This is a genomic window from Streptomyces sp. SID14478, from assembly GCF_010548525.1.
Classification (GTDB): domain Bacteria; phylum Actinomycetota; class Actinomycetes; order Streptomycetales; family Streptomycetaceae; genus Streptomyces.
On record NZ_JAAGMG010000023.1, the window covers coordinates 1 to 982 of the forward strand.

Genomic DNA, 982 nt, shown 5'->3' on the forward strand with positions numbered 1-982 from the left:
CTGGTCGCCGCCCTGCTCGCGCTCAGCGGCGCGGGCGCCGTCGCCGCCGCCGTGCTCGGCGCGGACGACAGCTCGGCGCTCGACGAGAAGGCGGCCGAGGCCTCCGGCAACACCGCCACCACCATCGACGCCCTCACCCACACCGCCTGGCCGTACGTCGCGGCCGCGGGCGGCGCCCTCATCCTGATCGCCGGCATCCTCGCCGTGGTCTACGGCGCCGCCTGGCCCTCGATGGGTGGCCGCTACGAGCGCAGCGGCGCCCCCCGGGCGCGCAGGCAGAAGGCCGTCGACCCCGAGCGTCCCGAGGAACTGTGGAAGGCGCTCGACCGCGGCGAGGACCCGACGGGCGCCGCCTGACCCCGGGTTCGTCCCGTACGCGCACGTACGGGACAATGGGCGTGCACGTCGTACGTGCGCGTACGCATAGGCCATAAGCAATGAGGAGCAAGCCATGGCGGACAGCAGCCACGGACACACCCCGGCCGCCTGGACCGGTGTCATCATCGCCTTCATCGGGTTCATCGTCGCCGGCGCGTTCATGGTGATGGTGAAGCCGGTCGGCTTCTGGGCCGGCATGGCTCTGCTCGTCATCGCCCCGATCGTCGGCGGCATCATGAGCGCGGCCGGTCTCGGCAAGCCGAAGCGCGCCGAGCTGAAGCTGCCGGCCACGTCGGCGGTGACCGCGCGGCCCGCGGGCTCGGAGGCCTGACACCTTCTCGGTACGGGACAGGGGCGGTGCGGCGACGGGTTCGCCGCACCGCCCCTTCGCGTGTCCCCGAAGGCGCCGCGCGCGTGCCCGGGGCAGAATTTCCCGGGTGACCGTCGAGACGCCCTGCCGCAGTGACCACGACTCCCGCCCCCGGGCCGCGGTCCTGCGCCGACTCGCCGTGCCGCTCGGCGTCCTCGGCGGGGTCGCCGCGGCCTTCGCCTACGTCGGCGCCGTCGACCCGAACCAGCCCGGCCACTACCCGGCCTGCCCGCT

2 protein-coding genes are annotated in these 982 nt (G+C 74.4%); both read left to right on the forward strand.

Going from position 1 to position 982, the window contains the following annotated elements; translation table 11 throughout:
• Window positions 1–357: TIGR02234 family membrane protein (locus tag G3I40_RS00885; protein WP_164300211.1), on the forward strand; the 357-nt coding region annotated here is incomplete at its 5' end.
• Between the two features lie 94 nt (window positions 358–451).
• A complete protein-coding gene (locus G3I40_RS00890) occupies window positions 452–709 on the forward strand; it encodes an HGxxPAAW family protein (protein ID WP_164300212.1) in 258 nt (85 codons plus the stop codon).
• Window positions 710–982: the final 273 nt, after the last annotated feature.

Coding starts and splice junctions, on each gene's coding strand:
- G3I40_RS00890 (WP_164300212.1), top strand. CDS start 452: ATGGCGGACAGCAGCCACGGACACACCCCGGCCGCCTGGACCGGTGTC.